The following is a 26,795-nucleotide window of genomic DNA, read 5'->3' on the forward strand; positions in this document are numbered from 1 at the left end:
GGGCGAGGCGGGGTCTTCCCCGCCTCGCCCATCGACCGCACAGCCGGACCGGTTCGCGGCACCCCGTCGGATCCGCTAAGCTGTTCAGGTTGTCTGGGTACATCTGTGCCCTGACACGTGCACAACACCCTCCTGCTTCCGGGAAAGTCCCGGAAGCCGTTCTAGTCCGAAGGAGGTGGGTAAGTGACGCACCAGTACGAGCTCATGGTCATTCTGACCCCCGAGCTGGACGAGCGCCAGGTTGCCCCCAACCTCGACAAGTTCCTGAAGGTCATCACCAACGATGGTGGCTCGATTGACAAGGTCGACATCTGGGGCAAGCGCCGTTTCGCCTACGAGATCAACAAGAAGACCGAGGGCATCTACGCCGTCGTGAACTTCACCGCGAGCAGCGATGCCACCAACGAGCTGGACCGCCAGCTGAACCTGTCGGAGCTCGTGTTCCGCACCAAGGTTCTGCGTGCCGAAGAGGCGCAGGCGATGGTCGCAGCCGAGGCCAAGCGTGCCGAGGAGAAGGCCGCCCGCAAGCCCAAGGCCGCGAAGGTCTAAGGATCATGGCCGGCGAGACCGTCATCACCGTGGTGGGAAACCTCACTGCCGACCCCGAGCTGCGCTACACGCAGAACGGGCTGCCGGTGGCGAACTTCACCATCGCTTCGACGCCGCGCACCTTCGACCGCCAGGCGAACGAATGGAAGGACGGCGACGCGCTGTTCCTCCGTGCGTCCGTGTGGCGCGAGTTCGCCGAGCACGTGGCGGGATCCCTGACGAAGGGCATGCGGGTCATCGCATCCGGACGCCTGCGTCAGCGCTCCTACCAGGACAAAGAAGGCCAGAACCGCACCGCGATCGAGCTGGAGGTCGACGAGATCGGCCCCTCGCTCCGCTACGCGACCGCGCAGGTCACCCGCGCCGCCTCCAACGGCGGCGGCAACAGCGGTGGCTTCTCCGGTGGCAACAGCGGCGGTGGACGTCCGCAGCAGCAGTCCTCGAACGAGCCGTGGTCGACCCCCGGTTCCTCGAGCGCTGACGCGTGGAGCACTCCCGGCAGCTTCGGCGACGACACGCCTTTCTAAGGCCGTCGTCGGTCCCGCACAGGGGCCGGAGCATAAACAAGATTGCGGATCCCGACGGATCCGAAAACCATTTCTCGTAAGGAAGACTCATGGCTGGAAAGTCGAGCGGCGATCGCCGCAAGCCGCGGAAGGGTGGCAAGCCCACCGCTCCCGCGAAGTCCATCCGCGTGGGTGTCATCGACTACAAGGACGTCGCGACCCTCCGCAAGTTCATCTCGGAGCGTGGAAAGATCCGCGCCCGTCGTATCACCGGTGTCTCGGTGCAGGAGCAGCGTCTGATCGCCAAGGCGATCAAGAACGCGCGCGAGATGGCGCTCCTGCCCTACGCCGGCGCTGGCCGCTAAGGGGTACCGACATGGCAAAGCTGATTCTCACGAATGAGGTCGCCGGGCTCGGTAGCGCCGGTGACGTGGTCGAGGTCAAGAACGGGTACGCCCGCAACTACCTCGTGCCGCAGGGTTTCGCTGTCGCGTGGTCGCGCGGTGGCGAGAAGCAGGTCGAGCAGATCCAGGCCGCCCGCAAGGCGCGTGCGATCCATGACCTCGACGACGCGGTGGCGCTGAAGAACGCCATCGAGGCCGCCAAGGTGCGCCTGGCCGTCAAGGCCGGCGCCGAGGGCCGCCTGTTCGGTTCGGTCAAGACCGCCGATGTCGCTGCCGCCGTCGAGGCTGCCGGCATCGGTGCGATCGACAAGCGCAAGGTGCACATCACCTCGCCGATCAAGTCGGTCGGCGAGCACGAGGCCACGGTTCGTCTGCACGACGACGTGACCGCTGTGATCACGCTGCAGGTCGTCGCCGCCAAGTAATCCGGCAGGCGCTCACGCGCCGACTGCCTGTCAGGGGCCGTCTCCTTCGGGAGGCGGCCCCTTTCGCGTGTCTGGATCCGCGCGCCGCTCCTTCAGGGGTGCTCTTCGATCCATTGCCCGAATACCGGAAGACCGGTAKSGTKTGCCKCAAAGGTTGCACGGGCTGGGGCGYGGGYAACYSTCGACGGGGTGGGACCCGGTGATCTTGGGGATCGGCGCGGCGCAGTGCACTCCGCAGACTTCCGCGCACCCGGAGCGTGTGATCATCACCGATCACCGAGCTGGGGAGCTGGGGACATGTCTTCTGTCAACAGGGGCGCTGGGGTGCTCCGCAAGGCCGCGTACGCGGCGGGSGCGATGTCGCTCGCGGTCGCGGGAATCCTGATCACGGTGCCGGGCGCGTCTGCAGACGACGCCGCGCCGTGCACGCCGATGGCGGCGTACGACGAGACCGTCGTCGTGACGCCGGCCGTTCCCGGGGCCCCGGGAACGCCTGCGGTCGAAGAGGTCTGGCACTGGGGCAACTTCCAGCGCTATTCGTGGACCGGCGGTCCTGACGGTCCGGCCCCCGGGGATGTTCCGCCGGGGGAGAACTGGCAGGCGAACACCACGAACTACGAGGGCGCCGGGCATGGAACGGATCCGATCAACCAGATCTTCCAGGCGGGTACGCCCGGGAAGGCCGACTGGTTCTACTGGTCGGCTGAGAAGATCATCGATGTCGAAGGCCAGCCTGCCGTCCCGCCGACCGAGGGCACGCCGGCGGTGACGAAGACCGTTCACCATGACGCCGTGACCTGCCCCGTGACCGTCGTCACGCCGCCCGTCGAGACCCCGCCGGTCGTCGCGCCCGCACCTGAGCCCGAGACGCACACGGTGCCCGCCACGGTGCAGACCGACGGCGATCAGACCGCGGTGCTCGTGCTCTCGGGCGGCCTCGGCCTTCTCGCGGCCGGGGCGCTGACCGGCGCAGGGTTGCTCGCGCGTTCGCGCCGCAACTGAGTCAAGCGAACCACTGCACGCCATGAACGACAGGGCCACCGCGCGGCGCCGCCGCCTCGCGGTGGCCCTGCTCGTCGTCGGGCTCGTCGCCGGGGCGGCCGCGGTGCTGCTGTGGAGCGCGACGCGATCCGCCCTCGGTGGCGTACCGATGTCCACCGCGCCCGTGTCGGCGCCGACGGCCGCGCCCGTCACGCCGACCCCTTCGCCGAACCCGATCGCTTCGCCGGCCGCGCCGACTCCCGCGCCGCTGCGGGACATCGCCGGCATTCCCGTGCACGTGACCGTGCTCCAGCAGGGAGTGCCGCTCATCGACGCGGATGTGAACCAGATCCAGCTCAACGGCGACGGCTGGCTGAGCCCCGACGAGGGACTGGCGGGGTGGTATGGACCGCCGCAGTGGGAGACGGTGCCGGGCGACCTCTCCGATTACCGGGGCATCATCGTCGGGCACAACGTGACGGGCTATGGCACGAAGGACGTGTTCTACGATCTCGGGCAGGTGCGGGCCGGCGACAGCGTGGTGCTCACCTATGCGCTGCAGGCGGGCGGATACGCCACCGCGGGATTCACGGTCACGCAGGACGCCCGATCCGTTCCAAAGCAGGATGTCGTGGCGCAGGCGGCGACCACCTACAAGTGGGTGTGGCAGTCGGATGCGCCGGAGCGGGCGCTGTCGCTGTTCTCCTGCGACCTCGACGCGCCGCACATCGACGGGCACTCCGTCGACAACTGGATCGTGACCGCCGAACGCGTGTCGTGACCGGTCGCCCTGGCGCGCCCGTCGGGGGTCGCCTCCTCCTGGGGAGGCGACCCCCTTTCTCTGCCGGCCGGCCGATGCTGGGGACGGGGCCGACCCGGCGGGGCCCGGCGGCGCTGCGTGCACCCTCCCTCGGACGCCGCACCGCCGAACCGGTCATCGGGCGAGTGCGCGCCGGGTGAGGATCCCGCCTCCGATCATCACGAGCAGCAGCGCCACCAGGATCAGCGGCGCCGGAGAAGCCCCGCCCGTCTGTGCGAGACGCGGCCCGCTCTGCGCGGCGCCCAGGTTCGACACGGGAATCGACGCGGCACCGTGACCGCCGGAGGTTCCGGGCGTACCGGGGGCTCCTGGCGTTCCCGGAGTGCCCGGGGTCCCGGGGGTTCCGGGAGTGCCCGGGGTTCCGGGAGTGCCCGGGGTTCCGGGGGCGCCGGGTGTGCCCGGGGTGCCGGGTGTTCCCGTGGTCGTCGTGCTGGTGCCGCCCACCGCGATGGCGTTGCCGCCGATCGTGATCGGAGCGGTGATCGGGGCGACGATCTGCGTGCCGCCGAGGATGGATCCGATCCCTGAGGTCGTCGCGCCGGAACCGCTACCGGCTCCGCCCGTCATAGGGCCCGATCCCGTCGTGGTGGCGGTGCTGTCGCCGAGGACGGCGATGGCGTTGCCGACCGCGGTGACGGGCGCGGTGATCGGGGCGACGACCTGCGTGCCGCCGAGGATCGCGTCGTCGCCGCTGGTGCTCGGACCGGATCCGGCGGGCGGGGTGCCGGCGGGTGGCGTCGTGCCGGTGGTCGGCGAGCCCGAGGTGGCGGTGCTGTCGCCCAGCACGCTCACCGCGTTGCCCGTGACCGTGATCGGCGCCGTCACCGGGACGACCGCCTGCGTGCCCGAGAGCACTCCGTCGTCACCGCTGGTGGTCGCCGCCGGTGCCGGTGTCGCTGCCGCTGGCGCGGCGGGTGGCGCGGCGGGTGGCGCCGTCGCCGTGCTGTCGGACTCTCCCAGCACGCTGATCGCGTTGTCGGCCACGGTGATCGGCACGTTCACGGGGACGACCGCCTGCGTGCCGGACGCGATGGCCTCGTCTCCGGAGGTCGTAGCCGGTGCCGGGCCGGGTGCGGGTGCGGCGGTCGGGGCGGGACCGGTCGCCGTGGAGGATCCGAGGATCGAGATCGCGTTTCCGGTCACGGTGACTGGGACCGAGATCGGGGCGATGATCTGTGTGCCGGATCCGATCCCGTCGTCTCCGGAGGTGTTGTCGGCCGCGTTCGCAGCCGAGGCGCCGAGCAGGGTGATCCCGCCGGCGATGAGCGTGCCCCAGAGGGCGTGCTTCACGAAAGTGCGCATGGTGTTTGTTCTCCTGACAGTGAATCGATGAGGGAACGCGCGGAAACGCGCGTCGGTTTCCTGCCCCTGACGGGCAGCCCGGACCGATTCAGTCGGGAGAGACGTCGGTGGGGAACACCGGCGAGGAGGGCAAGGCGTCGTCGGCAGCGGCGCCGAACGGCGCGCTGAGGGACGGCGCAGCGGCATGCAGCGTTGAGAAGGCCGCGAACCAGGAAGCAGAACTCCCGCCGGATCCGGCGGAGGATGATGCCGACCCCGCCCCGGCCGCCCAGGGCTCCGGCGCGCGGGGAGGCGGCGGCGCGGACGGGAGCGGAGGCGCAGTACTGCCCGCTCCGGCTCCCGCAACGTCATGGGAGACACGGTGGGAACGGTCGTCGAGTCGCAAGGGCGGACCGGCCGCGGAGCCTGAGACGGTGATCGGAGCGGGAGGGAGCGGATCCGTTCCGCGCCCACCGGCACCGTCGGTGCCGCGCCCGACCAGAGGGGAGACGACGAGAGGATCCGAGGGAATCACACCGCCCGACGGGGGAGTAAGGGTGCCCGTGACGCCGTCGATGGTGTCGCTGAGCCGGCCGAGCAGAGCGGGGACGCCGAGCTCGCCGCTCACATCACCCACGATCGGGACGGACGTCACGGCGTCGGCGATGGGGGCGGTGAGCGACGACAGCGGCGACGATGCGAGCACGGAGGACACCGGCGCGAGCACGTCGGGGACGACGCCCGAAACGGTGCCGCCGGGATCCGTGACAGCGTTCTCGACCGGACCAGGGGCGGCAGGCGCCGATGCGACGCCGTCGAGCACAGGCTGTGACGCATCCACGGCGTCGGAGACTGCCGGTGCGGCCTCCTGGACGATGCTCTGCACCGGCGCGACGATCGCATCCGCGGTGCCGGCGACGGCGGTCGCCGTGTCGCTGACGGTGGACGCGATCACGGTGGAGGTGCCGCCGAGCAGACCGCCGGCATCGCCGAGCAGGCTCCCGGAATCATCCGCGTGCGCTGGCGAGGAGCCGAGGATCACGGAGAGCGCCGCCCAGCCCAGGGCGACACAGGCGCCCGAGAGCAGACCGACACGGAGCCGGTGACCGCTCCAAACAGTCACGTCCACGGTCACCTCCCCAGGATCCCGAGTGACGTCGCGAGGACGACGTTCGCTTGGCGCTGACTGTACGCTCGCCGGCGCCGCACGTCCAGGGGGTGGCGGCACTCTTGTGCGCCGACGAGGAAGGGCGCGCTACTGTCGAGGCGTGGGGGGAGCATGAGCACGGATGCCCGCGGGGTGCTGCCGTATCCGCCGCCCCGCAACTGGCAGGACAGAGGGATGGGTCCGATGCCGGTGACGGCGATCGCGATCATGACCGTGGTCGCCGCGGGACTGCTGGCGTTCGGCGCCCTGCGCGCTCTCGGCGGAGACGTGCTGGGGACCATTCTGGCCAGCGTGTTCTACGGTGCGCTCATGGCCGGCGTCTCGGTCTCCCGTGAAGGCGGCCGACGGCGGATCAGGGGCCCCGTGCTGATGAACGCGGTCACCCTCACGCGGGCGGATTCGGCCCCTCCGGACTCCTGGGTGCACTTCTTCCGCGAGGGGCTCGCGTCATGGACTCTCGGCTGGGGGCTGCTGCTCGGCGGAGCCGGATCCGCGGTGCTTCTGGTGATGGCGGGCGTACGTGCGGTCGCCGTCGACGCAGGCGGATGGTTGCTGCTCGTCGTTCCTCTCGGGCTGTGCGCGGCCGTCCTCGTGCTGTGCGGGGTGATCGCGCTGATCATCGCGTTCCGCAGCGCGTCGTTCGCCCGCATCCCGATCGGGCTCTCGATCGGTCGCAGCGGTATCTCCCGGTACTACCTCGACGCGATCGAGTCCGTCCGCTGGGAGGACATCCACGCGATCACCGCCGTGGCCCGCGAGGAGGATGACACGGAGGGATCCCGGAGCGTCCTCATCGAACGCGAGGGCAGGGATCCGTGGCGGATCGGGGTGGACGAGTATCCGACGCCGCCCTGGGTGATCTACGCAGCGCTGCGGTTCTGGCTCGAGCACCCGGCGGACCGGAGCGAGCTCAGCAGCACGTTCGCGCAGCGACGTCTGGAGCAGTGGTGCGACGCGGCGAAGGATCCGGCTGTTTGAGCGCACGCGCCGTCTTGGAGTGCGCGGATGAGCAGCGCCACACCCGCCGAATGGCCGACTTGACAAAAGGCGGCCCACGTGGGGGGCGTCCCCAGGTTGTGCACATCCCACCACGCGACGGCGAACCTTAAAGAGGGACTTTAAACAGATTCTCATCCACAGGGTGGGGAATAGGGAAACGCCTGATCAGGCTGGGCAAAAAAGTTCCGGAGGCGAACGTTCCCCACAGTTATCCCCAGGCACTCTGCACAGACACTCCGGAGTTACCCGCAATCTCTCCACATAGTTATCCACAGGCTCCCGAGCGCTGCAGGTAGCGTTGTCGAGCATCCCGATGTCGGACCCTGGTGGTGTGCTTTGTGCTGCGGGATGATCATCCCGCCCGAGGCGCGGATCCGACGGTGATGTGCTCGGCAATCGGTGGAGGAAGAGGGGGCGCGCGTGTCGATCGCGGACATCGCGGAGGAGCGGCTCGGTTCGGGACGTGGGCCTGAGCGGACCCCGCCGCACGACCTCATGGCCGAGCAGAGCACCCTCGGCGGCATGCTGCTGTCGAAGGACGCGGTCGCCGACGTCATCGAGTCTCTGCGCGGGGCCGATTTCTACATCCCCAAGCACGAGCTGATCTTCGACGCGATCCTCTCGCTGTACTCGCACGGCGAGCCGACCGACGTCATCGCCGTCACCGACGAGCTGATCAAGACCGGCAACCTGTCGCGCGCGGGCGGGGCCGACTATCTGCATTCGCTGACGTCGATCGTGCCCACCGCCGCGAACGCCGGCTTCTACGCGGGGATCGTGTCGGAGCGTGCGCTCCTGCGCAAGCTCGTCGATGCAGGCACCCGCATCGTGCAGATGGGCTACGACGGACAGGGAGACGCCACCGACCTCGTCAACAGCGCCCAGGCCGAGATCTACGCGGTCACCGGCACCGAGGCCGCCGAAGACTACGTCCCGCTCACCGTCGCCGTCGATGCCGCCGTCGAGGAGATGGAGGCCGCGAGCGGCCGGGACGGATCCATGACCGGCGTGCCGACCGGGTTCCGCGAGCTCGACGAGCTCACCAACGGCCTGCACGGCGGTCAGATGATCGTCGTCGCCGCGCGTCCCGCCATGGGAAAGGCGCTCGCCCTCGACACCCCGCTGGCCACCCCCACCGGGTGGACGACGATGGGCGAGGTGCAGGTCGGCGACTACCTCTACGGCGCGGACGGGCACCCGACGAGCGTCGTCGCCGTCACCGACGTGATGCTCGACCGCCCCTGCTATGAGGTCGAGTTCTCTGATGGCACCACGATCGTCGCCGACGCGCAGCACCAGTGGGTCACCGAGACCCGAGCCTCACGTCGGGGCATCGGCGGCACGGTGACCGTCACGACCGAGCAGATCCTCGAGACGCTGACCGTGGGCGTGGAGGGGCGCGCCAATCACTCCATCCCCAACGCGGCGCCGCTGCGCGCGGCCGATGCCGAGCTGCCGATCCCTCCGTACGTGCTGGGCGCCTGGCTGGGCGACGGACACGGTGCCTCAGCCCGCCTGACCAGCGAGACAGACGAGATCCCGGCGCTGATCGCGGCGACCGGCGTCCGGACGCAGGCGCGCGGCGGCATGCTGTATTCGCTCCAGCTCGCCGAGCGGCAGCTGCTCGTCAAGAACTGCGATGTCTGCGGTGTCGAGTTCGTCGCGCGGCACCCCAACGTGAACACGTGCGGCCGCACCTGCGGGCCGAAGAACAAGGGCGCGCACCCGGAGCGGCTGTCCTGCCCGGACTGCGGTCACGCGTACTCGGGTGAGGCGCTGCGCTGCGACGCGTGCCACCGCGATCACGGCAGCTTCGCCGCGCTGCTGCGCAAGGTCGGAGTGCTGGGTGACAAGCACATCCCCGTGCGGTACCTGCGGGCATCCGAGGCGCAGCGTCGCGAGCTGCTCGCCGGTCTCATGGACACCGACGGCACGGTCGTCAAGGGCGTCGGATCCTGCCAGTTCTCGGTGACGAGCAAGCGTCTGGCCGACAGCGTGTACGAGCTGATCGTCAGCCTCGGGTACAAGTGCGGTCGGACGACGAAGCGCGTCCGCGGCCGTACCGAGGCGTCATCGGTCGCCTACATCCTGAACTTCTCCACGGTCGACGACGTCTTCCACCTGGAGCGCAAGCGGCTCGCTCACGCGCAGGAGCGTCCATCGAGCACCCTGCGGATCGGGCGCCGGTACGTGAAGGCGGTGCGCCCTATCCCGAGCGTGCCCGTGCGGTGCGTGCAGGTCGACAACGACGACCATCTCTACCTCGCCGGCGAGTCGATGATCCCGACGCACAACTCCACGCTCGCGCTCGACTTCGCCCGTGCCGCGTCGATCGGGCACAACCAGCCCTCCATCTTCTTCTCGCTCGAGATGGGCAAGGCGGAGATCGCCATGCGCCTGCTCAGCGCCGAGGGTGCCGTGCCCCTGCAGAACCTCCGCAAGGGCACGCTCGACCAGCGCGACTGGACGACCGTCGCGTCGACGCGTGGACGCATCAACGACGCGCCGCTCTACATCGACGACAGCCCGAACATGACGCTCGTCGAGATCCGCGCGAAGTGCCGCCGGCTCAAGCAGCGCGTCGGCCTGAGGATGGTCGTCATCGACTACCTGCAGCTGATGACCAGCGGCAAGAAGGTCGAATCGCGTCAGCAAGAGGTGTCGGAGTTCTCCCGTGCCCTGAAGCTGCTCGCGAAGGAGCTGYAGGTGCCGGTGATCGCGCTCTCACAGCTGAACCGTGGCTCTGAGCAGCGTCAGGACAAGAAGCCCGCGATCAGCGACCTGCGCGAGTCGGGCTCGATCGAGCAGGACGCCGACATGGTGATCCTGCTGCACCGCGACTCCGTCTACGACAAGGACGTGCGTCCCGGCGAGGCCGACCTCATCGTGGCCAAGCACCGTAACGGTCCGACGGCCACCATCCAGGTCGCCTTCCAGGGTCACTTCTCGCGCTTCGCCGACATGGCCAGTGACTTCCAGGGCGGCGGGGACTTCCACTGACCTGAGGGCGGAGCTGCACCCCGTCAGCGGTAGAGCGCGACGGCTCCGCCCCACAGTGCGCCGGGGTTGAGCCGATCCGGGTATCGGTCGAGCATCGCGGTGAAGAAGTCGAGGGCGTTGTCGTGGATCGCGAGAAGCTCGCCGGCGGCGACCAGATACTCCCGGGTCTCGCGGATGGTCCGTCCCGCGTCGTCGTCCAGGGCCTTGTTCTTGTGGCCGGCGACGATGCGGCTCGGGCCCAGCGCTTCGACGGTGTCGATCGCGCGGCGCCAGGCCGCGATCCCATCGCCCTGGGCTTCGCGGAGGAACTGATGCACGCCGTTGTAGATGACGTCCCCGGCCACCACGAGTTCGATGCTCGGCACGTGCAGGACGCTGGTGTCGTCGGTGTCCGAGTGGCCGACCTCCACCACGTTCAGAGCGTGGCCCTCGAGGTCGAGTCGGCCACCCACCACCGGCTCGGCGATGACATCGGTGACGGGGATCTGGCCGGGGAACAGAGCGTCCCAGAACACTTCCCGGATCGCGAGGTTCTTGTGCATCTGCTCGATGGTCCCTGCCGTGGCGACCACATCAGCGCCGAACCTCGCGGCGAGTTCGCTCGCCCCGAACCAGTGGTCGCCGTGACCGTGGGTCACGAAGATGTGCGTCAGGTTCTTCCCGCTGGCCGCGACCCGATCCCCGACGGCCGCCGTCTGGGCAATCGTCATCGGCGGATCGACGAGCACGGCGTCATGATCGCCCGAGATCAGAGTGATGGACAACGGCGAGAACTCGCGCTTGTCACCGTTCGGTACGAGGGCGGTGCTGTGCTGCGGGATCGGATCCGCCACATATACGTCGTAGGTGAGGGTGGAGGTCATCGTCTCTCCGTTCGTCGAAGGCCGTTGCCTGGTCAGGCGAGGAGGAGACAGGTCGCGATGGCATGGGCGATCACGCGGCCCGATCCATCGGTGATCCGGGCTTCCGCGCTGGCGGTGCGTCGCCCGATCGTGACGACCTCCCCTCGGCAGCGCAGGGTTCCGCTGTCGAGGGTCGCGGGGCGGGTGAACTTGATGGTGAGGTCGAGCGAGGTGTAGCCGACGCCCGCCTTGAGCTTCGTGTGCACGGCGCAGCCGAGCGCCGAGTCGGCAAGGCCCGCGAGCATCCCGCCGTGCACCGTGCCTAGCGGGTTGAAGTGCCACTCCTCGGGTGTCATCTCGAAGATCGCCCACCCGTCGCCGACCTCGACGGGGTGGATCCCGGTCGTGACGCCGGCGGGCACTTCCGGCAGCTCGCCGGATCCGATTCGGCTGAGGAAGTCCAGCCCGTCCGACTCGCGGGCCGCTCGGGCCAGCACCTCGGCGTCACCCCATGAGTACGTGCGAGTTCGGTTCATGCCCGTGCGAGGGTCGAGCCCACGGGCGGCAGGTCCGGATAGAGCGCGGTGATCGGGGCCGCCAGTCCCGCCTTGACCTGCCGGCTCAGGTCGTCGGCGAGGATCTCGTACTCCCGTGCTTCGATGCCGTCGTACGCGTCCCGCACGACATCGGCCGGGGCGAGCTTCGGCGCGTCGACGCCCGCGGTCATCGGGGTGTCGGCGTAGCCCAGGTGCAGACCCGCAACGTGGACGCCGAGAGGTGCGAGCCTGAGGCGCTGCGTGTTGGTCGCCGACCAGAGCGCGGCCTTAGTGGCGCTGTAGGCGTCGCCGATCGCCAGCCAGCTCAGCACGGAGTGAACGTTGAGGAGCGCGCCCTTCGTCGCGGTCAGCGCCGGGAGAAAGGCGTTCGCGACCGCCAGCGGTCCCCAGAAGTTGGTCTCGAACAGTGCCCGGGTCTCGGTGAGGTCGGCGTCGAGCAGGCTCGAATGCGGACTGGTCGCGCCGGCGTTGTTGATCACGACGGTGACGTCGGGCGCGGCGGCGGCCGCGGCGGCGATCGACGCGGCGTCGGTCACGTCCAGAGCAAGTGGGACGATGCGCTCGTCGCCCCACTCCCGTGGCGTGCGTGCAGTGGCGTAGACCTTGCGGGCGCCTCGCTCGAGAGCCTGGCGCACGAACTCGGTGCCGAGCCCTCCGTTGGCTCCGGTGATCAGGACGACGGCATTCTTCAGGGTGGGTTCTGCCTGACTCTTGAGATCCATAGTCAGGACGATACACCGCTGACTACGTAAAACCATAGTGAGAGGTAGAATGTCTGCATGGCCACACCAGGAGCGGACGTCATCAACCTCGAAGGCGCCTTCGCCGAGCGCGACCTCTGGCCGTCGACCGGCTGGTGCCGGATGGAGCGCGCGCTGGAGGTGGTCGGCACGAAGTCGGCGATGCTGATCGTGCGCGAGCTTTTCTACGGCGGATCGCGTTTCGACGAGCTCGCGCGTCGCACCGGCTTGAGCGACGCGGTCGCGAGCGGTCGGCTCAAGCAGTTGCACGCGGACGGTCTTGTCGAGCAGCGCCCGTATCAGGATCCGGGAAAGCGCACCCGCAAGGAGTACGTCCTCACCGAGCGCGGCAGGGCGCTCTACCCGCTCCTCGTCGCCCTCATGCAGTGGGGTGAAGGGGTGCGTGACGACCACGACACCGGTGTAGAGCTGGTGCATGTCGGCTGTGGCGCGTCGCTCGAGGCGACGGTGCGCTGCGCCGACGGACACGACGTGTCCTTGGGTGAGGCCGGCGCCCGGCTCAAGGATGAGCGGCTCGCATCCGCGCTGCGGGGAAGAGCCGCGACAGCTGCGCGGGCGTGAGACGCTCTGATCCCGACGACGGACGCCGAGCCTGGGACCGGGACCTCGTGTGAACGTGCGCGCCGGTCGCATCGGGCAGGATCGACATGAGCGCCGACCCTCTCGTGCGGCGCGCCAAAGCCAACGTGTGCGACGAAAGCGGAGACGATCCATGACTGCCGATGCCCTGCGCGAACCGGTGCTGGAGTTCGCCTTCGAGATCCGCGTCGCGGTCGCGGAGGATCTGCCTGTCGGGCGGGGTGCGGACGAACGCCTCACCTTCGCGCCGATCGTCGGCGGCACGGTCGACGGGCCGATGCTGCGCGGGGAGGTGCTGCCCGGCGGGGGCGATTGGTATGTCGAGCGGGGCTCCACCTGCCAGCTCGACGCTCGCTACCTCCTGCGCGCAGAGGGCGGAGCGGTCATCGACATCGTGAACCGCGGGTACTACCGCCCCACGGCGGATCCGGAGGCCCCGTACTATCGCACGGCGCCGGTGTTCCAGACCGATGCGCCCGAGCACCGTTGGCTCGCCGAGCACCAGTTCCTCGGTCTCGCGCGCGAGGAGGACGACCAGATCTGCATCCGGGTCTTCGTCGTGCGCTGATCCGCTTCGGCGCGGGACAAATCGTCTGACCTCGCGGCGGACGTGCCCGGCACCCGCGGGTTCTCGCATCGACCCGGATTCATCGGGCTTGACGATGTATTTCGTGCTCGCGAGGATGCCAGCATGGCTGCAGACAGTCACCAGGACGAAGCGGAGCGGTTCGCCGCGCTCTTCATGGAGACGTACCTTTCCTTTCACCGTCGGACAGGGCCGAGGAGCGCGCTCTCCGGTCCATCGCGGGCCGTCCTCCTGCACCTGGCGGCGACCGGCCCGGTCACGATCGGGGAAGCCGCGCAGCACCTGAAGCGCACGCAGTCCGTCGTCAGCGAGATCGTCACCCGCCTCGAACGCCGCGGCCTGCTCGAGCGGGAATCGGATCCGACCGACCGCCGACGCACCTTCGTCTGGCTCACATCGGAGGGCATCCGCAGCGTTCACGAGGAGCAGCAGGTGCTCGATGTCAACAGGCTGCGGGACGCGTTCTCGCGCATCCCGGCCGACCAGGCGGACGCGATGCTCGAAGGGCTCTCCGAGCTCGTCGGTCCGCGGACCTCACGGAGATCACCTCGAAAGGATGAATGATGAACACCGAATCCGTGCACTGCGAAAGCTGTGGAATGCCGATCGAGACGGGTCGGTACTGCGAGCACTGCACCGATGCCGCCGGCAACCTGACGTCGTTCGACGAGCGGTTCGAGCGCATGGTGTCATGGCAGACGCGGCGCAACCCCGGCGCGTCGCGCGACCAGCTCGAACGCGAGACCCTGGACTACATGGCGACGATGCCGGCCTGGCGCGACCACCCGCGCGTCGTCGCCCGCGGCTGAGCACCGCCGATTCCGACCTGCCGGCACCGGGCTTCCTCAGCGGCGCCCTTCTATCGTGCTCGGGCCGACGTTCTCGTCCAGCCACTGCACGAGCGGACGTGCGGCGCGCAGTACGGCGACCACATGCTCCGCGGCCTCGGGGGAGTGCAGCCACGGTGTCTCCTGGCCCCAGTGCGATCGGGCGACGAGGTCCTTGTTGCGCAGCAGCTCGATGCGCGGATGGTCCTTCGCGGATCCGCGGGGCGCGGTGGCGAGGCGGTCGTGCGAGGTGACGTCGATGCCCGAGGCCTCGAGCTCGCCGATGACGGCCTCGAGCCGCGGGCCCGTCACCTCGTCGGCRACGGCGGTCCGCAGCCGCGTCAGCTGGTCAGGCGCCAGCATGTGGCAGCCCGCGCCCGTGCCGATGCCGCGCGCCGAGAACTCGATGTATCCCTGGCCGAGTGTCGCGGCGATCGAGGTCTTGTAGGGAGACTTGTCTGCGCTGAAGCGGATGTCGCGGTTCGGGCGGAAGATTCTTCCCTCGCCGAACTCCGTGGACAGGTCATCCAGCAGGGCCTGCATCGGGGCGAGCACCTCCGTGTCGTAGACCGCGCGGTTCCGGGTCCAGTAGTCCTTGGTGTTGTCGGCTTCCAAGCCGACGTAGAAGGCGCTCGCGCGCTCCGACCACCCGGGGAACGTCGCGCTCATGGTCATGCCKTCTTCCGTGGGGCACGCGTCTTGGGCTTCTTGGGTGGGAGGGCCCCGACCTGCTCGAGCGCGGCGGTGACCCATTCGGTGACCCGTTCCGGATCATTCCGCCACTCGCCGGGCAGAGCGAGGTAGCCGCCCATCGGTCGTTCGGCGGGGCCGAACGGGCCTGTGCCGGGAACGGACCGCAGGGCGCTGAGCGAGCTCTCGTCGATGAGGCGCACACCGAGGTCCTCGCCGAAGAGCCCGGCGAACATGTTGCCGTTCACGAAGGCGCCCAGGTTGCCGAACATCGGCTTGACCTCGACACCGGGCGTCGCCGGGATGACGGCGTGGAAGAACTCCTTGGAGTCCTCGGAGGGTCGCGGGATCTGCATGGCTCTGTTATCTCACGTTCGCCCGGAGACCGTAACCCGCCTACGTCTTCCGCGGGCACCCGCCGCAGCCTAGACTCCAGCGCGAAGCCTCCGCACGCACCGGAGATCCTCGGCGCCCCGGCGGAGCTGGAGGAGAAGACATGCAGGACCTCACGATCGACTTCATCTGCTCCCTCGACGGCTACGGCGCCGCCGAGGGTTGGCCAGGGCTCTGGGGGATGGGCGGGCCCGAGTACTTCGAATGGCTCGCCACCGCGCCCGACAAGGACTATCCGATCCTCATGGGCGCGACGACCTATCGGCTCATGTCGGCATTCGCCGCCGCCGGCGAGGAGGGCATCGACGTGCTCGACGGGATCACCAAGTACGTCTTCTCATCGACGCTCGACGAGCCGCTGACCTGGGCGAATTCGATCCTGGTTCGTGACGACGCCGTGGAATTCGTGCGACGGCTGAAAGAGGAATCGGATCGTCCGCTGCGCACGCTCGGCAGTCTGGCGCTGTGCCGGTCACTGCTGAAAGCCGGCCTCGTCGACCGGTACCGCGTGGTGCTGTTCCCGGTGATCACCGGGGCGACGGGACAGGATCGGATCTTCGACGGATACCCCGATGTGCGTCTCGACCTGATCGAGTCGCGCACCTTCGACGGTCGTCTGCAGCTGCTCGAGTACGTGCCGACCGTGCTCGAGGGCCCACCCGGACGCTGAACGGTCCCGGATCGCACCCGTCCTGCTTGTCCTGGCGCACAGAACCCGTGCTTTCCGCCGGCGGGAGGAGCATGCTGGCCACAGGCGCGCAAGGCGCGAACCGGCGCCGCGCACGATGACGAGCGAGGGATCCGATGGGTCACGACAAGAATGACGAGCTGCGCGACGAGCGAGAGGGTCAGGAGGAGCGTCGGCAGCACCGTCGCGACGAAGCCTTCGATGAGACCGGCGGCGTCGACGACGAGGGCTCGCAGGACGAGCGTCGTGAAGAGGGCCTCGACCGGCTCTGACCGATTCCGGCGGCGCGATGCGACGAGAGCGGCGGGGGCCCTGAGACCCCCGCCGCTTCGGCGTCACTCGGCGAAGAACGCGAGGATGTCGTCGTCCAGGGCGACCTGGTAGTCACCCCAGATGCCGTGCGAGGCACCGGGGTAGACCTTCAGCGTTCCCTGCGAGACGAGGGTGATCGCCTTCTCCGCAGCCGCGGCGATCGGGACGATCTGGTCGTCATCGCCGTGCGCGAGGAAGATGGGGACGTCGAGCGCCTGCAGATCCTTGGTGAAGTCGGTCTCGGAGAAGACCTTCACGCAGTCGTAGGCGGCGTTGAGGCCGGCCATCATGMCCTGGCGCTGGAAGTCGTCGACGAGGCCCTGCGAACGCTTCTCCGCCTGGTGGTTGAAACCGAAGAACGACTCCGCGAGGTCCTTGTAGAACTGCGAGCGGTCGTTGAGCACGCCCGCGCGGATGCCGTCGAAGACCTCGAGCGGAGTGCCCTCGGGGTTCGTGGCCGACTGGAGCATGATCGGCGGGACCGCACCGGCCGTCGCGACCTTCGACACGCGTCCTGCGCCGAGGGTGGCGGCGTAGCGGACGACCTCTCCGCCGCCGGTGGAGTGGCCCACGAGGAGGACGTCCTTCAGGTCGAGCTGCTCGACGAGCGAGGCCAGGTCGGCGACGTAGGTGTCCATGTCGTTGCCGCGGTAGGTGCGCGAGGAGCGGCCGTGGCCGCGGCGGTCATGTGCGATCGCGCGGTACCCGGCGTCGGCGAAGATCTTCAGCTCCTTCTGCCAGGCGTCCGAGCTCAGCGGCCAGCCGTGGCTGAAGATGACGGGGCGGCCCTCGCCGAGCTCGGTGTAGTAGATCTCGGTGCCGTCGGGCGTGGTGATGTAGGGCATCGTGTGTCCTTTCCTGGGGGAGGGGGCGCGACGCGGACGGCGACGGATCGCCGCGCAGCCGCGAGACACACGCTAGGCCCGGCCGGCACCGGAGAGGGAGGCCCGCGTAGTACTACCCTCCGGCGGACGTCGCGCTCGCCGGAGGGGCTGAGCGGATCGTCCCGGTCGAGAGCGGCACAGACGCCGCGATTCCGGCGAAGAGCGTCTCGGCCTTGCCTCCGGGGCCCGCCGACAGCACCGTCAGCTGGTAGCCCGGGAGGCTGCGCACAGCGAAGTTGTGCGCGTCGATCGCGACCTCGCCGAACCCCTCGATGACGATGTGGAACGTCGTGTCCTCGGGGCCGGAGACGTCGTGCCGCGCCCAGATGCGGACGAAGTCCGGATCCGCGGACAGGTCGCGCACCAGCTCGGCCAGGCGCGGCGAGTCCGGATGGGCGTCCCGGCGGAGCGTGGCGACGGCCGAGCGCGTCATCGCCTCCCACTCCACCAGGGTGCTCTTCATGCGGTCGTTGAAGAGCCCGGCGATCTGATTGGAGCCCACGGCGAGTCCCCCGTGCCCCAGCGCGGTGGCCAGCGCGTTGGCGGCGACGATGTCCCGGTGCGGGTCGGAGATGTACGCGGGTGTGCGGTACCAGCGGGACAGCGTGCGCGCGAGGCGCTCCGCGACCGCGGGGTCGGGCTCCACCTGCTGAGGCGGCCGTCCTGCGACGAGCCGGTGCAGGTGCGCGATCGACTCGTCGTCGAGGCGGAGCGCACGGGCCAGGGCCGAGAGGACCTGCTCCGACGGGCGCCCGATGCGCCCCTGCTCGATCCGCAGATAGTACTCGGCGCTGATCCCGGCGAGCTCGGCGACCTCCTGCCGGCGGAGCCCGGTGACTCGCCGCCCCGGCTGTCGGACCAACCCGACGTCCTCGGGCAGCACGACCCCGCGTCGTGCGCGGACATAGCGGCCCAAGGCGTTCAAAGAGTCGCTCACGCAGATCCTCGGTCGGGGGAGAAGAGGGGATGACTCAATTCTCCCGCACGCCGCACCCGCCCCGGGCATGTCGCCCGTAACCCCGACGGCGCGTCGGCTCAGGCTCCGCGGTGCTGCGCGATGCGGGTCAGTTCGAGGCCGTATGACGCGGCCGAGAGCTCGGCCATGTCGCTCGGGCGCGTGAAGCTGCGCCCGGTGAGCTCCTCGATCCGCCGCAGCCGGTACCGCACCGTGTTCGGGTGGCAGTGCAGCAGCGCCGCGGCGTCGGCTGCCGATCCGCCGGTGTCGATGTAGGTCTCGAGCGTCTCCAGGATCACATCGCGGTCGCCCTCGGGCAGGTGCAGCACCGGCCCGAGCACATCCTCGGTGAGGCGCTCGGCCTCGTGCGGATCCGCCGCGATCATCGCGGCGATCGGGCTAGGACTGAACACGCGCACCGCGGACGTGCCACGCGCCGTCATCGACAGCGCAGCACGGGCGAGGCGCAGCGCGCGTGGCGCGTCGGTGCGCACGGGGAAGGGCGGACTCACGCCCACCCGAGCTCCCGTGTAGCTGCGCAGCACGGTGAGCACCTCTTCGAGCGCCTCGGGCCGGGTGAGGGCGACCACTCCGAGCTGCAGGGCCGGGGTGAGCCGCCACCCCGAGACGCAGCCCTGTTCGGCGAGCCGACGGGCGATCCCCGGCAGCGACTCCGCTGCCACCTCGTTGGTCTGCGCGGCGACCACGATCAGGTCGGCGTCCGAGGGGAAGCCCAGCAGCGACGCCGCCTCCCACGGCCCGGCGTCCCTGCTGACATGCCCGGTGAGCAGCACCTCCACCAGCGCGGCGCGGCGATGCTCCTGCGCGATGATGATCTCCGCGGTCGCCGCCCGGTACGCCTCGGTGAGAACGGTCGCGTGCTCCTCGGCGACGTCCCAGATCCGCGTCGAGGTGCTCAGCAGGCGCGTGAGCGTCTCGGTGCGCGGGTCCTTCGTGGCGCGCTCCACCAGCGCTCCCCACAGGATCCCGAACCCGATCCGGTACACCTGGAGCACCTCGGGCAGTGGCACGCCCTGCTGCGCCCTGCGCCGTCCGGTCTGCTCCGGCACGGTCGGGTCGAGAGGAGCTTCCGGGTGCCTAAGAGCGTGCACGAGGAAGCGCAGATTCTCCTCGATCGAGCGCCGCAGCTCCCCGGTGGAGACGTGCTTCTCGTCCTGGTAGACAGCGAGTGTTTCGACGCTGCGGGCGTAGACCCTCTCGATCAGGCCGGGCAGGTGGTGTTCGACCCAGGCGATTCCCTCGTCGCGATCGCTCGTGCTCATCGCACTCCTGCGCCGGATGCGTCCGCCGCCGTGAGGTCGGTCATGTCCACTCCTGTCGATCCTGCGCGGCATCCGTCATGCTTTCAGCGCGTCGCTGACAGCGAGGTTACGCCGCGAGCCCGTCCGCGTGATCCGGTCGCCCCGCGGGAGCGGCGTGTTCGGTCAGCTCTGTCCGCGACACAGGGCCTCTTGTGCCCGCGGACAGGTCCGTGGCCGGACCCCTGCCGAGGGGGCGCCGGGCGGGCTAGCGTGGCGTGCCACAAGGGGGTTGCCATGACCATCGCGACACGACGATGATGAGCCCGGAGACGTACACCGCGGAGTTGCGCGACCGGCCCTTCGGCCCCGTGGTGGAGCGGCTCGAGGGACTGCTCCTCATCGAGCGACGACCCGACGAGGTGCTCCGTCGCCACGTGGAGCAGGACGGCCGGCGCTGGACCAAGGTCTACGAGGTCGAGCCGGAGGAGCGCGAGGGGCAGCTGTTCTCGTATGTGCTCTCCTACGAGGTGCCCGAGGACATCGCCGCGGATCCGGGATCGGATGACGAGGAGGATCGATGAGCGTGCTGCTGACCGGCGCGACCGGTTTCATCGGGCAAGCGGTCCTGACGGCGCTCGTCGCCGCGGGCTACCGGGTGACCGCCCTGGTCGACGACCAGGACGACGCGGATCAGGTCCGCGCCGCGGGAGCGGATCCGTTCCTCGCGTCGGAGGAGGACACCCGCACGATATCCGAGCTCGCGCTCGAGTCGGACGGGGTGATCCATACGGCGACCTCGCGCGCGGACGATGCGGACTTCATCGCCGCAGTGATGCCGGGCCTGCTCACGAGCGACAAGCCGTTCGTTTACACGAGCAGTCTGTGGACGTACGGATCGGGACTCGACCTCACCGAGGAGTCGCCCGCTGCGCCGCCCGCCGCCGTGGCCTGGATGGACGAGACCGCGCGCCGGCTCCTCGCCGACGACAGCGAGGGCATGCGGGTGGTCGTGGTCGCGCCGGGCATCGTCTACGGGCACGGTCAGGGCATCCCGCGCCGGTTCGTCGACGACCTCGACCGCAGCGGTCAGGAGCCGGTGCTGCCGTCGATCGGCGACGGATCCCAGCATTGGGCCACCGTGCACATCGACGACCTCGCCGACCTGTACGTGCGGATCATCGGCGCGGAATCGCACCAGAACGACGTCTACATCGCGGCATCAGAGGCAGACGAGACGGTCGCCGAGCTCGCCGCCGCGGCGGCGTCCGCGGCCGGAGCAACGGTGCGCGCCGAGTCCGCCGAGGAGACGGCCGAGCGCCTCGGCGCGGCGCTCGCCGGGGTGCTGCTGCTCGATCAGCACGCACACGCCGACCGCGCCAGGGATCGGCTGGGCTGGCGCACGACACGTCCGGCGCTGCGCGACGAACTGAGGGCGGGCTACCTCGACGTGCCCGGCGATCCGCTCCTAGGATCTCCCGCATGACTTCCGAACCGACGTCTGCGGACGCGAACGAGATCCATGACTGGTCGAGCCTGGTCGCCGGCCGCACCTACGAGCTGCGCAGCGGCGCGGCGCGCCACGCCGCCGTGTTCCTGCGCACCCTCACCGACGACGAGGCCCTCTTCCAGGTGGACGGCGCCGACCTGGCGGAGCCGTTCCTGCGCCCCGAGTGGAGCGTGTTCCCGGCGGATCCCGGCGCCGCGCACACCGTGCGGATGCCCGATGGCGATCACTCGTACTGGTACAACTCCCGCACGGGTGCCGTGGAGTACGGCCTCGAGTCCCCGTCGCTGGTGCGGGTCGGCCCCTTCGCGACACGCGAGGAGGCCGAGCGCGCGCCCGAGGTGCTCCGCGCCAACAGCGAGCGCTGGGCAGCGGAGGACGACGAGGCCGAGCGGTGACATCTGTGGGCCGGGCAGACCGGAGGGAGCGGGGCCGATGATCGGGGACGCGACGGCGGTGGATGCGGGGGTGCTGATCCTGCGGCTGCTGCTGGGCCTGACGCTGACCGCGCACGGGCTCGACAAGTTCTTCGGCAAGGGCGGGATCCGTGGACGGGCCGCCTGGTTCGAGAGCGTCGGCATGCGCCCCGGCCTGCTCAATGCCGGAGCGGCGGCATCGCTCGAGGTGCTCGCGGGCCTCGGGCTCGCGGCGGGCGTGCTCACCCCGCTTCCGGCGGCCGGATTCGTCGCCCTGATGTTGGTGGCGATCTGGACGGTGCAGGGGCGCAAGGGGTTCTTCGTCACGACCAACGGCTGGGAGTACAACCTCGTGCTCGCCGTCGCTCCGGTCGCGATCGCGACGATCGGGGCCGGCCGCTACAGCGGGGACGGCCTCCTGCTGGCGCACACCCCGCTGGCCCCGCTGCTCTCGGGCTGGCCCGCGCTGGCGATCGCCGCCGGACTGGGGGTGGCGGGCGGTCTCGGCCAGCTCGCGCTCTGCTATCGGCCGGCGAAGAAGGCCCCCTCCGGAAGCGACGGGTGAGGACGCTTCCGGGGGAGGTTCCGCACGTCGCTTGCCCTGTGACAGGGACCAAGGCCACCTGACGCAGGCGACAACCGGCTTGAAGCGGATGCGAGCCCGTGACAGGCTGACCGTGCGTCGCGAACGCGCGCGGAGGGGACGGATCCGGTGGTCACTCAGCAGTTCGTCGCACCACCCGCTCGCGCGGCGCTGTTCCTCGTGCTCACGGTGAACGAAGGCAGCGAGGAGGTCGTGCGCGACGTGCTCGCCGACCTCTCCAGCATCACGCGATCGGTGTCGTTCCGCATCCCCGACGATCAGCTGAACTGCGTGCTCGGTATCGGCGCCGAGTTCTGGGACCGGATGTTCGCGCTGCCGCGTCCGAGAGGTCTGCACCCGTTCGTGCCGCTGGACGGCCCGCGCCACCGCGCCCCGGCCACGCCCGGGGATCTGCTGCTGCATGTGCGCGCGCATCACATGGACATCTGCTTCGAACTGTCCCGGCAGGTCATGGACCGGCTGCGCGGCCACGCCGTGGTCATCGACGAGACCCACGGATTCAAGTACTTCGACGAGCGCGATCTGCTCGGCTTCGTGGACGGCACCGAGAACCCCGAGGGCGCCGCCGCCCCGGCCGCCGTGCTCGTCGCCGACGAGGATCCGGAATACGCCGGTGGTAGCTACGTGATCGTGCAGAAGTACACGCACGATCTGGAGGCGTGGGGAGCGCTGTCGGTCGAGGAGCAGGAACGCGTGATCGGTCGCAGCAAACTCGAGGACGTCGAGATGCCCGACGCGATCAAGCCGGTCAACTCCCACGTGCACCTCAACACGGTCATCGACGCCGACGGCGTGCAGCGGCAGATCCTGCGCGACAACATGCCGTTCGGCCGGCTCGGCACCGAAGAGTTCGGCACCTACTTCATCGGCTACGCGGCGGATCCCGGAGTGATCGAGCAGATGCTGCGCAACATGTTCCTGGGCAGCCCGCCCGGCAACACCGACCGGATCCTGGACTTCTCGACCGCCCGCACGGGAACCCTGTTCTTCACGCCCACCCTCGACTTCCTCGACGACGTGCCGCCCGGGCCCGGTTCGGCCTCGGCGACCGCGGAGGCCGAACCGGCGGCCGCTCCGGTGGGCGCTCCGTCGGATGCCGACGCGAAGGCGGACCTGGGCATCGGCGGGCTCCGCAGCGCCGCCGCGCACTGACCCCCACCCAGCGAAAGGTCGCAGACATGGACAACCTCCACCGCAGGCTCGCGCCGATCTCCTCGGCCGCGTGGGACCAGATCGACGACGAGGCACGGCGCACCTTCATCACCCGGATCGCCGGACGCCGTGTCGTGGACGTGCCGGAACCGGGTGGCACCGCGTTGTCCGCCGTCGGCACGGGGCACCTCGAGGCCATCGACGCCCCCGCCCCGGCCGTGCAGGCACGGCGCCGGCGAGTGCAGCCGCTGATCGAGCTGCGCGCAGAGTTCACCGTCACCCGTGCCGCCGTCGACGACGTCGATCGCGGTGCGCAGGACTCCGACTGGCAGCCCGTGAAGGATGCCGTGGAGGCGCTTGCCACCGCCGAGGACACCCTGGTGTTCGCCGGCTCCGACGCGGCGGGCGTGCAGGGCATCGTCGCGAGCAGCTCGAACGCGACGATCCCGGTGCCCGCGGATCCGCGCGAGCTGCCGGCGGCGGTCGCGCGGGCGCTTACGGTGCTCCGTACTGTCGGTGTGCAGGGCCCGTACGCGCTGCTGCTCTCGGCCGAGCTGTACACCGCGGCCTCCGAGACCGTCGATCACGGCTACCCCGTGCACGAGCATCTGCGCCGGCTGCTCGGTGACGACGGCACCATCGTGTTCGCGCCGGCGCTCGACGGTGCGATCGTGCTCACGATGCGCGGCGGCGATTACGCGCTCACCCTCGGCCAGGACGTGGCGATCGGCTACCTCTCGCACGACGCGGACGGGATCCGGCTGTACGCGCAGGAGTCGGTGACGTTCTCGGCGTACACGTCCGAGGCGAGCGTCATTCTCCGGTGAGGGGCGCCGAGCCCGTCTGTCGCTGAGCTTGTCGAAGCGCCCCGCCACGGGATCCTGCCGACACACTCAGGACCGCATCAGAACGGCGCGGTTTCGTCGATGAGTGGTGGATCCGGTTCCGGGTCTTCGGTGGTGAAGGTGACGGGTGCGGGTGGCTTGTCGATGTAGGTGGATCCGGCGGGGCTGGTCCATTCCAGGACCCCGGCGCCGCGTTGTTTCACTTTCCACGCCGTCTGGTGTTTGAGGACGTGGTGGCGTCGGCAGAGCCCGCCGAGGTTGCCTTCTTCGGTGGCGCCGCCGTAGGCGGCGTCGATGGTGTGGTCGAGGTCTTGGGCGGCGGGTGGGAGTCCGCAGGTGGGGAATCGGCATCGGGAGTCTCTGGCGTGCAGGAGTCGGCGCAGGTCGGTGTTGGGCCGGTAGTGGTCGACGGCGAGGATCGCCCCGGTGATCGGATGCGTGAGCACGCGTTCCCAAGCGACGGCGTTACCGGCGAGGAAGCGGGCGGTGTGCGTGTCGATGGGTTGCCCACCGGCGAGTTCGGCGGGTTGCTCGGTGCGGATCCCGAACGTGGAGCCGAGACCTGCGACCGCGGTGTCGGCGGCCATCGCGGTGAACACGGGGACTGTGACTTCCACTCGCGCCTGGATCGCGGCGAGCAGGCCCGCGGTCGTGTCGTGCCCTGACGGGGCGCCGGTGAGGAGGGTGTCGGCGCAGAGGTCTGCGCGCAACTGGTCGATGCTGCGGTCATCGTCCGAATCGCCCAGAGCGTCCGGATCCGGTGTCCGTCCCGCAGTGGCGTCTTTCACGGCTGCCGTGTTCGCGACCTGCACCATCCGGGCCTGCTGGGTGAGCCGRTCGTAGATCCCATCGATCACSGCGGCSGCRTGGATCARYCCGAGCATCTTCTGCCCGTCSGGGAGTTCYTCSCGCCACASGGTGCGCTTCTCCTGCGCCTCCCGRTGCCGKTCCGTCAACGACCGCGGSGCGAGCCGYTCSGCRACGCGYTCCACGAYCCGCTTCGCCCGATGCGGGGTCTCACCCTCGCATGCGGCGACCGCCGCCTGTTCGAACTCGGCCCGCACCTGATCGTCCAGCCGGGCCCCCGCGTCCTGGATGAGGCGCACGTGGGCGGCGTTGATCCGCGCGTCCGTGAACGCCTGCATCGTGGCCGGGAATTGGGTCATCAGTTCCGCGGCCCGTACCATCCGGCCCTGCACGACCCGGTCGGACATGTGCAGCACCGCGGCCAGTTCCGCGGCGACACTGCGCGCGGCGAGTTCCACCGACTCACCCCGCACCCCGGACGCACCGTCCGCGGCGGCGAGGTCCTCCGCGAGGCGCTGCGCGACGGCGAGGTGCGCTTCCTTCAACGCTTGCAGGCGGGTGATCGTCGCCTCGGTGGTCGCCAACCCGTCCACGAGCGCGGCCAGCACGGCGGCCGGATCCACCGGGTCCACCCCAGGATCCACCACCGTGCTGGTCGAGCTCGTCATACCCCCATTCAACCCGGGGTCACCGACATTCCAGGCCCGAAAAGGGCCAGATCAGATCCAGAAAAGATCACGAACAGATCACAAGATCCAGCCGTCGGTGACGTCGGTCACTGAGCCCGTCGAAGAGCCCGGCCCGCGGGCCTTTGGTCGCGCCATCGGCTCGCTCAGGGACGGGGCGTCACCGGAGCTCGGTCCCTTCAGAAAGCCCTACTTGCGGACGTCGCCGCTGTCCGGCTCGAACTGCTCCTCGAGCCGCTCGTCGGATTCGAACGAGGCGTCGTCCGTCTCGCTCTCCTCGACCGCGGCCGCAGCCTGCTCCTTCGCCTCTGCGAGCGCCGCCTCCTCGCGCTTCTCCTCGCGTCGCTTCTCTCCGAACATGACGTCTCCTCAGCATTCGTGGGCTTCGCCGTCACCCTACGCCCGACGGCCCGTGGCGGTAAGGCTCCTCGGATCCGGCGACAGCGTCGGCTGTCCGCGCGAACAGGGTGGGACCGACGGATATGCTGGCCCGAGCGTCGCGTGCTGGTGGCAGACCGTGTCAGGCATGGAGGCGCCGGATTGAAGGAGCGTGACGATGCTCTCGTCCCACCCTTCGTTCTCGCGTGACTGAGCGCGAGACGACCAGGCTCATCGCCTGGAGCAATGAACTCCGACAGGCGCACGCCCGGCTGCGAGAGGCCCTCGGGGTCGTGCGCGCCGGCGTGCACGGACCGGATCCGCAGCGGCCGGCCCGGGATCTGCTGCTTTACTGCCGCGGATTCTGCACCGCCCTCGACCAGCACCATCGCGGCGAGGATCGTGCGCTGTTCCCGGCGATCGAGGCCGCTCATCCCGAGCTCGCCCCGGTACTGCGCAAGCTCTCCGAGGATCACGCCATGATCGACGTGCTGCTCACGGCGCTGAGCACGGCCGTCGACGGCGGGGTGCCGCCGGACGACATCGATCGCCACCTCGACGGCGTCGGCGCCATCATGGAGAGCCATTTCGCCTTCGAGGAACGGCAGCTGCTCGGCGTGCTCGAGACGCTCGCGCTCGACGCGGATCCGCCGGACGTGCTCGGCAGGCTCTGATCCGGCCGCGCCCTCAGCCGAGAGCCGCCTGGAGCTCGCGGATGATCGATCCGAGCTCTCCGCAGGCGAGCAGGCCCTGCCCGAGCGGGCCGGCGCCGTCTTTGCCGACCGGAGGGAGCCGGCGCAGAGCGGCCGCGATCTCAGCAGACATCCGGTCGCACTGCCACGCGAGTTCGGCCGCGACCGCCCCCGCGCGCTCCTCAGCCGCGGCCGCGCCGGCCGCACCAGCCGCACCAGCCGCACCGGCCGCACGTGCGGCG

Annotated in this window: 33 protein-coding genes and 1 pseudogene; 21 read left to right on the forward strand and 13 right to left on the reverse strand. The window is 69.8% G+C overall.

Going from position 1 to position 26,795, the window contains the following annotated elements; genetic code table 11:
• Positions 1–183 precede the first annotated feature (183 nt).
• The 6 genes from rpsF (at position 184) to AC1DMN_RS15065 (ending at position 3,646) form a co-directional block, all read left to right on the forward strand.
• A complete protein-coding gene (gene rpsF / locus AC1DMN_RS15040; protein WP_440732690.1) occupies positions 184–549 on the forward strand; it encodes a 30S ribosomal protein S6 in 366 nt (121 codons plus the stop codon).
• 5 nt (positions 550–554) lie between these two features.
• The gene (locus AC1DMN_RS15045; RefSeq protein ID WP_477230014.1) at positions 555–1,076 is read left to right on the forward strand and encodes a single-stranded DNA-binding protein; all 522 of its coding nucleotides are present in this window, start codon (positions 555–557) and stop codon (positions 1,074–1,076) included.
• 89 nt (positions 1,077–1,165) lie between these two features.
• On the forward strand, positions 1,166–1,420 hold the full coding sequence (gene rpsR, locus AC1DMN_RS15050) for a 30S ribosomal protein S18 (protein ID WP_071641238.1): 255 nt from the start codon (positions 1,166–1,168) through the stop codon (positions 1,418–1,420).
• A gap of 11 nt (positions 1,421–1,431) precedes the next feature.
• A complete protein-coding gene (gene rplI, locus AC1DMN_RS15055) occupies positions 1,432–1,884 on the forward strand; it encodes a 50S ribosomal protein L9 (protein ID WP_440732688.1) in 453 nt (150 codons plus the stop codon).
• A gap of 297 nt (positions 1,885–2,181) precedes the next feature.
• Positions 2,182–2,886: a hypothetical protein gene (locus tag AC1DMN_RS15060; protein WP_477230015.1), complete on the forward strand. Its 705-nt coding sequence runs from the start codon at positions 2,182–2,184 to the stop codon at positions 2,884–2,886.
• A gap of 22 nt (positions 2,887–2,908) precedes the next feature.
• On the forward strand, positions 2,909–3,646 hold the full coding sequence (locus AC1DMN_RS15065; protein WP_477230016.1) for a class F sortase: 738 nt from the start codon (positions 2,909–2,911) through the stop codon (positions 3,644–3,646).
• A 153-nt stretch (positions 3,647–3,799) separates the two neighbouring features.
• On the opposite strand, the gene AC1DMN_RS15070 is transcribed toward AC1DMN_RS15065, so the two are convergent.
• Positions 3,800–4,987 (reverse strand): chaplin family protein, encoded by a 1,188-nt coding sequence (locus AC1DMN_RS15070; RefSeq protein ID WP_477230017.1) that lies wholly within the window; start codon positions 4,985–4,987, stop codon positions 3,800–3,802.
• An 88-nt stretch (positions 4,988–5,075) separates the two neighbouring features.
• Positions 5,076–6,101, reverse strand: a complete 1,026-nt coding sequence (locus AC1DMN_RS15075) for a hypothetical protein (protein WP_477384500.1) — start codon at positions 6,099–6,101, stop codon at positions 5,076–5,078.
• Between the two features lie 144 nt (positions 6,102–6,245).
• Here AC1DMN_RS15075 and AC1DMN_RS15080 point away from each other — a divergent pair, with 144 nt between their 5' ends.
• Positions 6,246–7,112 (forward strand): hypothetical protein, encoded by an 867-nt coding sequence (locus tag AC1DMN_RS15080; RefSeq protein WP_477230019.1) that lies wholly within the window; start codon positions 6,246–6,248, stop codon positions 7,110–7,112.
• Positions 7,113–7,553: 441 nt separating this feature from the next.
• On the forward strand, positions 7,554–10,133 hold the full coding sequence (dnaB, locus tag AC1DMN_RS15085; protein ID WP_477384502.1) for a replicative DNA helicase: 2,580 nt from the start codon (positions 7,554–7,556) through the stop codon (positions 10,131–10,133).
• Between the two features lie 23 nt (positions 10,134–10,156).
• Here the strand turns inward: dnaB and AC1DMN_RS15090 are convergent, their stop codons facing one another.
• From AC1DMN_RS15090 to AC1DMN_RS15100, 3 genes are read right to left on the reverse strand one after another with little or no spacing between them, the layout of a single operon-like run.
• Positions 10,157–10,996, reverse strand: a complete 840-nt coding sequence (locus AC1DMN_RS15090) for an MBL fold metallo-hydrolase (RefSeq protein WP_477230020.1) — start codon at positions 10,994–10,996, stop codon at positions 10,157–10,159.
• A 32-nt stretch (positions 10,997–11,028) separates the two neighbouring features.
• A complete protein-coding gene (locus AC1DMN_RS15095; protein WP_441976472.1) occupies positions 11,029–11,511 on the reverse strand; it encodes a PaaI family thioesterase in 483 nt (160 codons plus the stop codon).
• The gene (locus tag AC1DMN_RS15100; RefSeq protein WP_477230021.1) at positions 11,508–12,254 is read right to left on the reverse strand and encodes an SDR family oxidoreductase; all 747 of its coding nucleotides are present in this window, start codon (positions 12,252–12,254) and stop codon (positions 11,508–11,510) included. The genes AC1DMN_RS15095 and AC1DMN_RS15100 overlap by 4 nt, the downstream gene beginning before the upstream one ends.
• 57 nt (positions 12,255–12,311) lie before the next feature.
• Here AC1DMN_RS15100 and AC1DMN_RS15105 point away from each other — a divergent pair, with 57 nt between their 5' ends.
• From AC1DMN_RS15105 to AC1DMN_RS15120, 4 genes are all read left to right on the forward strand, one after another.
• Positions 12,312–12,854 (forward strand): winged helix-turn-helix transcriptional regulator, encoded by a 543-nt coding sequence (locus tag AC1DMN_RS15105; RefSeq protein WP_441976470.1) that lies wholly within the window; start codon positions 12,312–12,314, stop codon positions 12,852–12,854.
• 151 nt (positions 12,855–13,005) lie between these two features.
• Positions 13,006–13,440, forward strand: coding sequence for a DUF3237 domain-containing protein (locus AC1DMN_RS15110; RefSeq protein ID WP_477230022.1), 435 nt, complete (start codon positions 13,006–13,008; stop codon positions 13,438–13,440).
• Between the two features lie 123 nt (positions 13,441–13,563).
• Positions 13,564–14,022: a MarR family winged helix-turn-helix transcriptional regulator gene (locus AC1DMN_RS15115; protein ID WP_477230023.1), complete on the forward strand. Its 459-nt coding sequence runs from the start codon at positions 13,564–13,566 to the stop codon at positions 14,020–14,022.
• Entirely contained in the window at positions 14,022–14,267 is a 246-nt protein-coding gene (locus AC1DMN_RS15120) for a zinc ribbon domain-containing protein (protein WP_477230024.1), read from the forward strand. The genes AC1DMN_RS15115 and AC1DMN_RS15120 overlap by 1 nt, the downstream gene beginning before the upstream one ends.
• A gap of 36 nt (positions 14,268–14,303) precedes the next feature.
• Here AC1DMN_RS15120 and AC1DMN_RS15125 read toward each other — a convergent pair whose 3' ends face one another.
• Positions 14,304–14,960, reverse strand: a complete 657-nt coding sequence (locus AC1DMN_RS15125) for a DUF2461 domain-containing protein (RefSeq protein WP_477384504.1) — start codon at positions 14,958–14,960, stop codon at positions 14,304–14,306.
• Positions 14,957–15,331, reverse strand: coding sequence for a TfoX/Sxy family protein (locus AC1DMN_RS15130; RefSeq protein WP_477384506.1), 375 nt, complete (start codon positions 15,329–15,331; stop codon positions 14,957–14,959). The genes AC1DMN_RS15125 and AC1DMN_RS15130 overlap by 4 nt, the downstream gene beginning before the upstream one ends.
• 140 nt (positions 15,332–15,471) lie before the next feature.
• Between AC1DMN_RS15130 and AC1DMN_RS15135 the strand changes: the two genes are divergently transcribed.
• Together AC1DMN_RS15135 and AC1DMN_RS15140 are read left to right on the forward strand one after the other, a co-directional pair.
• Positions 15,472–16,038 (forward strand): dihydrofolate reductase family protein, encoded by a 567-nt coding sequence (locus AC1DMN_RS15135; RefSeq protein ID WP_477230027.1) that lies wholly within the window; start codon positions 15,472–15,474, stop codon positions 16,036–16,038.
• 134 nt (positions 16,039–16,172) lie between these two features.
• On the forward strand, positions 16,173–16,328 hold the full coding sequence (locus AC1DMN_RS15140) for a hypothetical protein (RefSeq protein ID WP_441976466.1): 156 nt from the start codon (positions 16,173–16,175) through the stop codon (positions 16,326–16,328).
• A 63-nt stretch (positions 16,329–16,391) separates the two neighbouring features.
• On the opposite strand, the gene AC1DMN_RS15145 is transcribed toward AC1DMN_RS15140, so the two are convergent.
• From AC1DMN_RS15145 to AC1DMN_RS15155, 3 genes are all read right to left on the reverse strand, one after another.
• Entirely contained in the window at positions 16,392–17,213 is an 822-nt protein-coding gene (locus AC1DMN_RS15145) for an alpha/beta fold hydrolase (protein WP_477384508.1), read from the reverse strand.
• A gap of 112 nt (positions 17,214–17,325) precedes the next feature.
• Positions 17,326–18,189, reverse strand: a complete 864-nt coding sequence (locus AC1DMN_RS15150; protein WP_441976464.1) for a helix-turn-helix transcriptional regulator — start codon at positions 18,187–18,189, stop codon at positions 17,326–17,328.
• 98 nt (positions 18,190–18,287) lie between these two features.
• On the reverse strand, positions 18,288–19,490 hold the full coding sequence (locus tag AC1DMN_RS15155; protein ID WP_477230028.1) for a PucR family transcriptional regulator: 1,203 nt from the start codon (positions 19,488–19,490) through the stop codon (positions 18,288–18,290).
• 296 nt (positions 19,491–19,786) lie between these two features.
• Between AC1DMN_RS15155 and AC1DMN_RS15160 the strand changes: the two genes are divergently transcribed.
• From AC1DMN_RS15160 to AC1DMN_RS15185, 6 genes are all read left to right on the forward strand, one after another.
• Positions 19,787–20,050 (forward strand): hypothetical protein, encoded by a 264-nt coding sequence (locus tag AC1DMN_RS15160; RefSeq protein WP_441976462.1) that lies wholly within the window; start codon positions 19,787–19,789, stop codon positions 20,048–20,050.
• A complete protein-coding gene (locus AC1DMN_RS15165; RefSeq protein WP_477230029.1) occupies positions 20,047–20,952 on the forward strand; it encodes an NAD-dependent epimerase/dehydratase family protein in 906 nt (301 codons plus the stop codon). The genes AC1DMN_RS15160 and AC1DMN_RS15165 overlap by 4 nt, the downstream gene beginning before the upstream one ends.
• Complete coding sequence (locus tag AC1DMN_RS15170; protein ID WP_477230030.1) at positions 20,949–21,371, forward strand: hypothetical protein; 423 nt, start codon at positions 20,949–20,951, stop codon at positions 21,369–21,371. The genes AC1DMN_RS15165 and AC1DMN_RS15170 overlap by 4 nt, the downstream gene beginning before the upstream one ends.
• A 37-nt stretch (positions 21,372–21,408) precedes the next feature.
• The gene (locus AC1DMN_RS15175) at positions 21,409–21,954 is read left to right on the forward strand and encodes a DoxX family protein (RefSeq protein ID WP_440732665.1); all 546 of its coding nucleotides are present in this window, start codon (positions 21,409–21,411) and stop codon (positions 21,952–21,954) included.
• 147 nt (positions 21,955–22,101) lie between these two features.
• On the forward strand, positions 22,102–23,145 hold the full coding sequence (locus tag AC1DMN_RS15180) for a Dyp-type peroxidase (protein WP_477230031.1): 1,044 nt from the start codon (positions 22,102–22,104) through the stop codon (positions 23,143–23,145).
• Between the two features lie 26 nt (positions 23,146–23,171).
• Positions 23,172–23,972 carry a family 1 encapsulin nanocompartment shell protein gene (locus AC1DMN_RS15185; protein ID WP_477230032.1) on the forward strand — a complete coding sequence of 267 codons (801 nt, stop codon included), beginning with the start codon at positions 23,172–23,174 and terminating at the stop codon, positions 23,970–23,972.
• A 77-nt stretch (positions 23,973–24,049) separates the two neighbouring features.
• Here AC1DMN_RS15185 and AC1DMN_RS15190 read toward each other — a convergent pair whose 3' ends face one another.
• Positions 24,050–25,465: an HNH endonuclease signature motif containing protein gene (locus AC1DMN_RS15190; RefSeq protein ID WP_477384510.1), complete on the reverse strand. Its 1,416-nt coding sequence runs from the start codon at positions 25,463–25,465 to the stop codon at positions 24,050–24,052.
• 207 nt (positions 25,466–25,672) lie between these two features.
• Positions 25,673–25,843: a hypothetical protein gene (locus AC1DMN_RS15195; protein WP_440732661.1), complete on the reverse strand. Its 171-nt coding sequence runs from the start codon at positions 25,841–25,843 to the stop codon at positions 25,673–25,675.
• A 224-nt stretch (positions 25,844–26,067) separates the two neighbouring features.
• On the opposite strand from AC1DMN_RS15195, the gene AC1DMN_RS15200 reads away from it, so the two are divergent.
• Positions 26,068–26,535: a hemerythrin domain-containing protein gene (locus AC1DMN_RS15200; protein WP_440732660.1), complete on the forward strand. Its 468-nt coding sequence runs from the start codon at positions 26,068–26,070 to the stop codon at positions 26,533–26,535.
• A gap of 13 nt (positions 26,536–26,548) precedes the next feature.
• Here the strand turns inward: AC1DMN_RS15200 and AC1DMN_RS15205 are convergent.
• Positions 26,549–26,795: pseudogene (locus AC1DMN_RS15205) on the reverse strand (putative immunity protein); the annotation flags it as partial.

This window comes from Microbacterium sp. 01T413_2 (genome assembly GCF_056398985.1).

Coding starts and splice junctions, on each gene's coding strand:
- AC1DMN_RS15045 (WP_477230014.1), top strand. CDS start 555: ATGGCCGGCGAGACCGTCATCACCGTGGTGGGAAACCTCACTGCCGAC.
- AC1DMN_RS15070 (WP_477230017.1), bottom strand. CDS start 4,987: ATGCGCACTTTCGTGAAGCACGCCCTCTGGGGCACGCTCATCGCCGGC.
- AC1DMN_RS15140 (WP_441976466.1), top strand. CDS start 16,173: ATGGGTCACGACAAGAATGACGAGCTGCGCGACGAGCGAGAGGGTCAG.
- AC1DMN_RS15065 (WP_477230016.1), top strand. CDS start 2,909: ATGAACGACAGGGCCACCGCGCGGCGCCGCCGCCTCGCGGTGGCCCTG.
- AC1DMN_RS15080 (WP_477230019.1), top strand. CDS start 6,246: ATGAGCACGGATGCCCGCGGGGTGCTGCCGTATCCGCCGCCCCGCAAC.
- AC1DMN_RS15185 (WP_477230032.1), top strand. CDS start 23,172: ATGGACAACCTCCACCGCAGGCTCGCGCCGATCTCCTCGGCCGCGTGG.
- AC1DMN_RS15115 (WP_477230023.1), top strand. CDS start 13,564: ATGGCTGCAGACAGTCACCAGGACGAAGCGGAGCGGTTCGCCGCGCTC.
- AC1DMN_RS15135 (WP_477230027.1), top strand. CDS start 15,472: ATGCAGGACCTCACGATCGACTTCATCTGCTCCCTCGACGGCTACGGC.
- AC1DMN_RS15110 (WP_477230022.1), top strand. CDS start 13,006: ATGACTGCCGATGCCCTGCGCGAACCGGTGCTGGAGTTCGCCTTCGAG.
- AC1DMN_RS15170 (WP_477230030.1), top strand. CDS start 20,949: ATGACTTCCGAACCGACGTCTGCGGACGCGAACGAGATCCATGACTGG.
- AC1DMN_RS15120 (WP_477230024.1), top strand. CDS start 14,022: ATGAACACCGAATCCGTGCACTGCGAAAGCTGTGGAATGCCGATCGAG.
- AC1DMN_RS15155 (WP_477230028.1), bottom strand. CDS start 19,490: ATGAGCACGAGCGATCGCGACGAGGGAATCGCCTGGGTCGAACACCAC.
- AC1DMN_RS15105 (WP_441976470.1), top strand. CDS start 12,312: ATGGCCACACCAGGAGCGGACGTCATCAACCTCGAAGGCGCCTTCGCC.
- AC1DMN_RS15175 (WP_440732665.1), top strand. CDS start 21,409: ATGATCGGGGACGCGACGGCGGTGGATGCGGGGGTGCTGATCCTGCGG.
- AC1DMN_RS15160 (WP_441976462.1), top strand. CDS start 19,787: ATGAGCCCGGAGACGTACACCGCGGAGTTGCGCGACCGGCCCTTCGGC.
- rpsR (WP_071641238.1), top strand. CDS start 1,166: ATGGCTGGAAAGTCGAGCGGCGATCGCCGCAAGCCGCGGAAGGGTGGC.
- AC1DMN_RS15100 (WP_477230021.1), bottom strand. CDS start 12,254: ATGGATCTCAAGAGTCAGGCAGAACCCACCCTGAAGAATGCCGTCGTC.
- AC1DMN_RS15165 (WP_477230029.1), top strand. CDS start 20,047: ATGAGCGTGCTGCTGACCGGCGCGACCGGTTTCATCGGGCAAGCGGTC.
- AC1DMN_RS15095 (WP_441976472.1), bottom strand. CDS start 11,511: ATGAACCGAACTCGCACGTACTCATGGGGTGACGCCGAGGTGCTGGCC.
- AC1DMN_RS15195 (WP_440732661.1), bottom strand. CDS start 25,843: ATGTTCGGAGAGAAGCGACGCGAGGAGAAGCGCGAGGAGGCGGCGCTC.
- AC1DMN_RS15090 (WP_477230020.1), bottom strand. CDS start 10,996: ATGACCTCCACCCTCACCTACGACGTATATGTGGCGGATCCGATCCCG.
- rplI (WP_440732688.1), top strand. CDS start 1,432: ATGGCAAAGCTGATTCTCACGAATGAGGTCGCCGGGCTCGGTAGCGCC.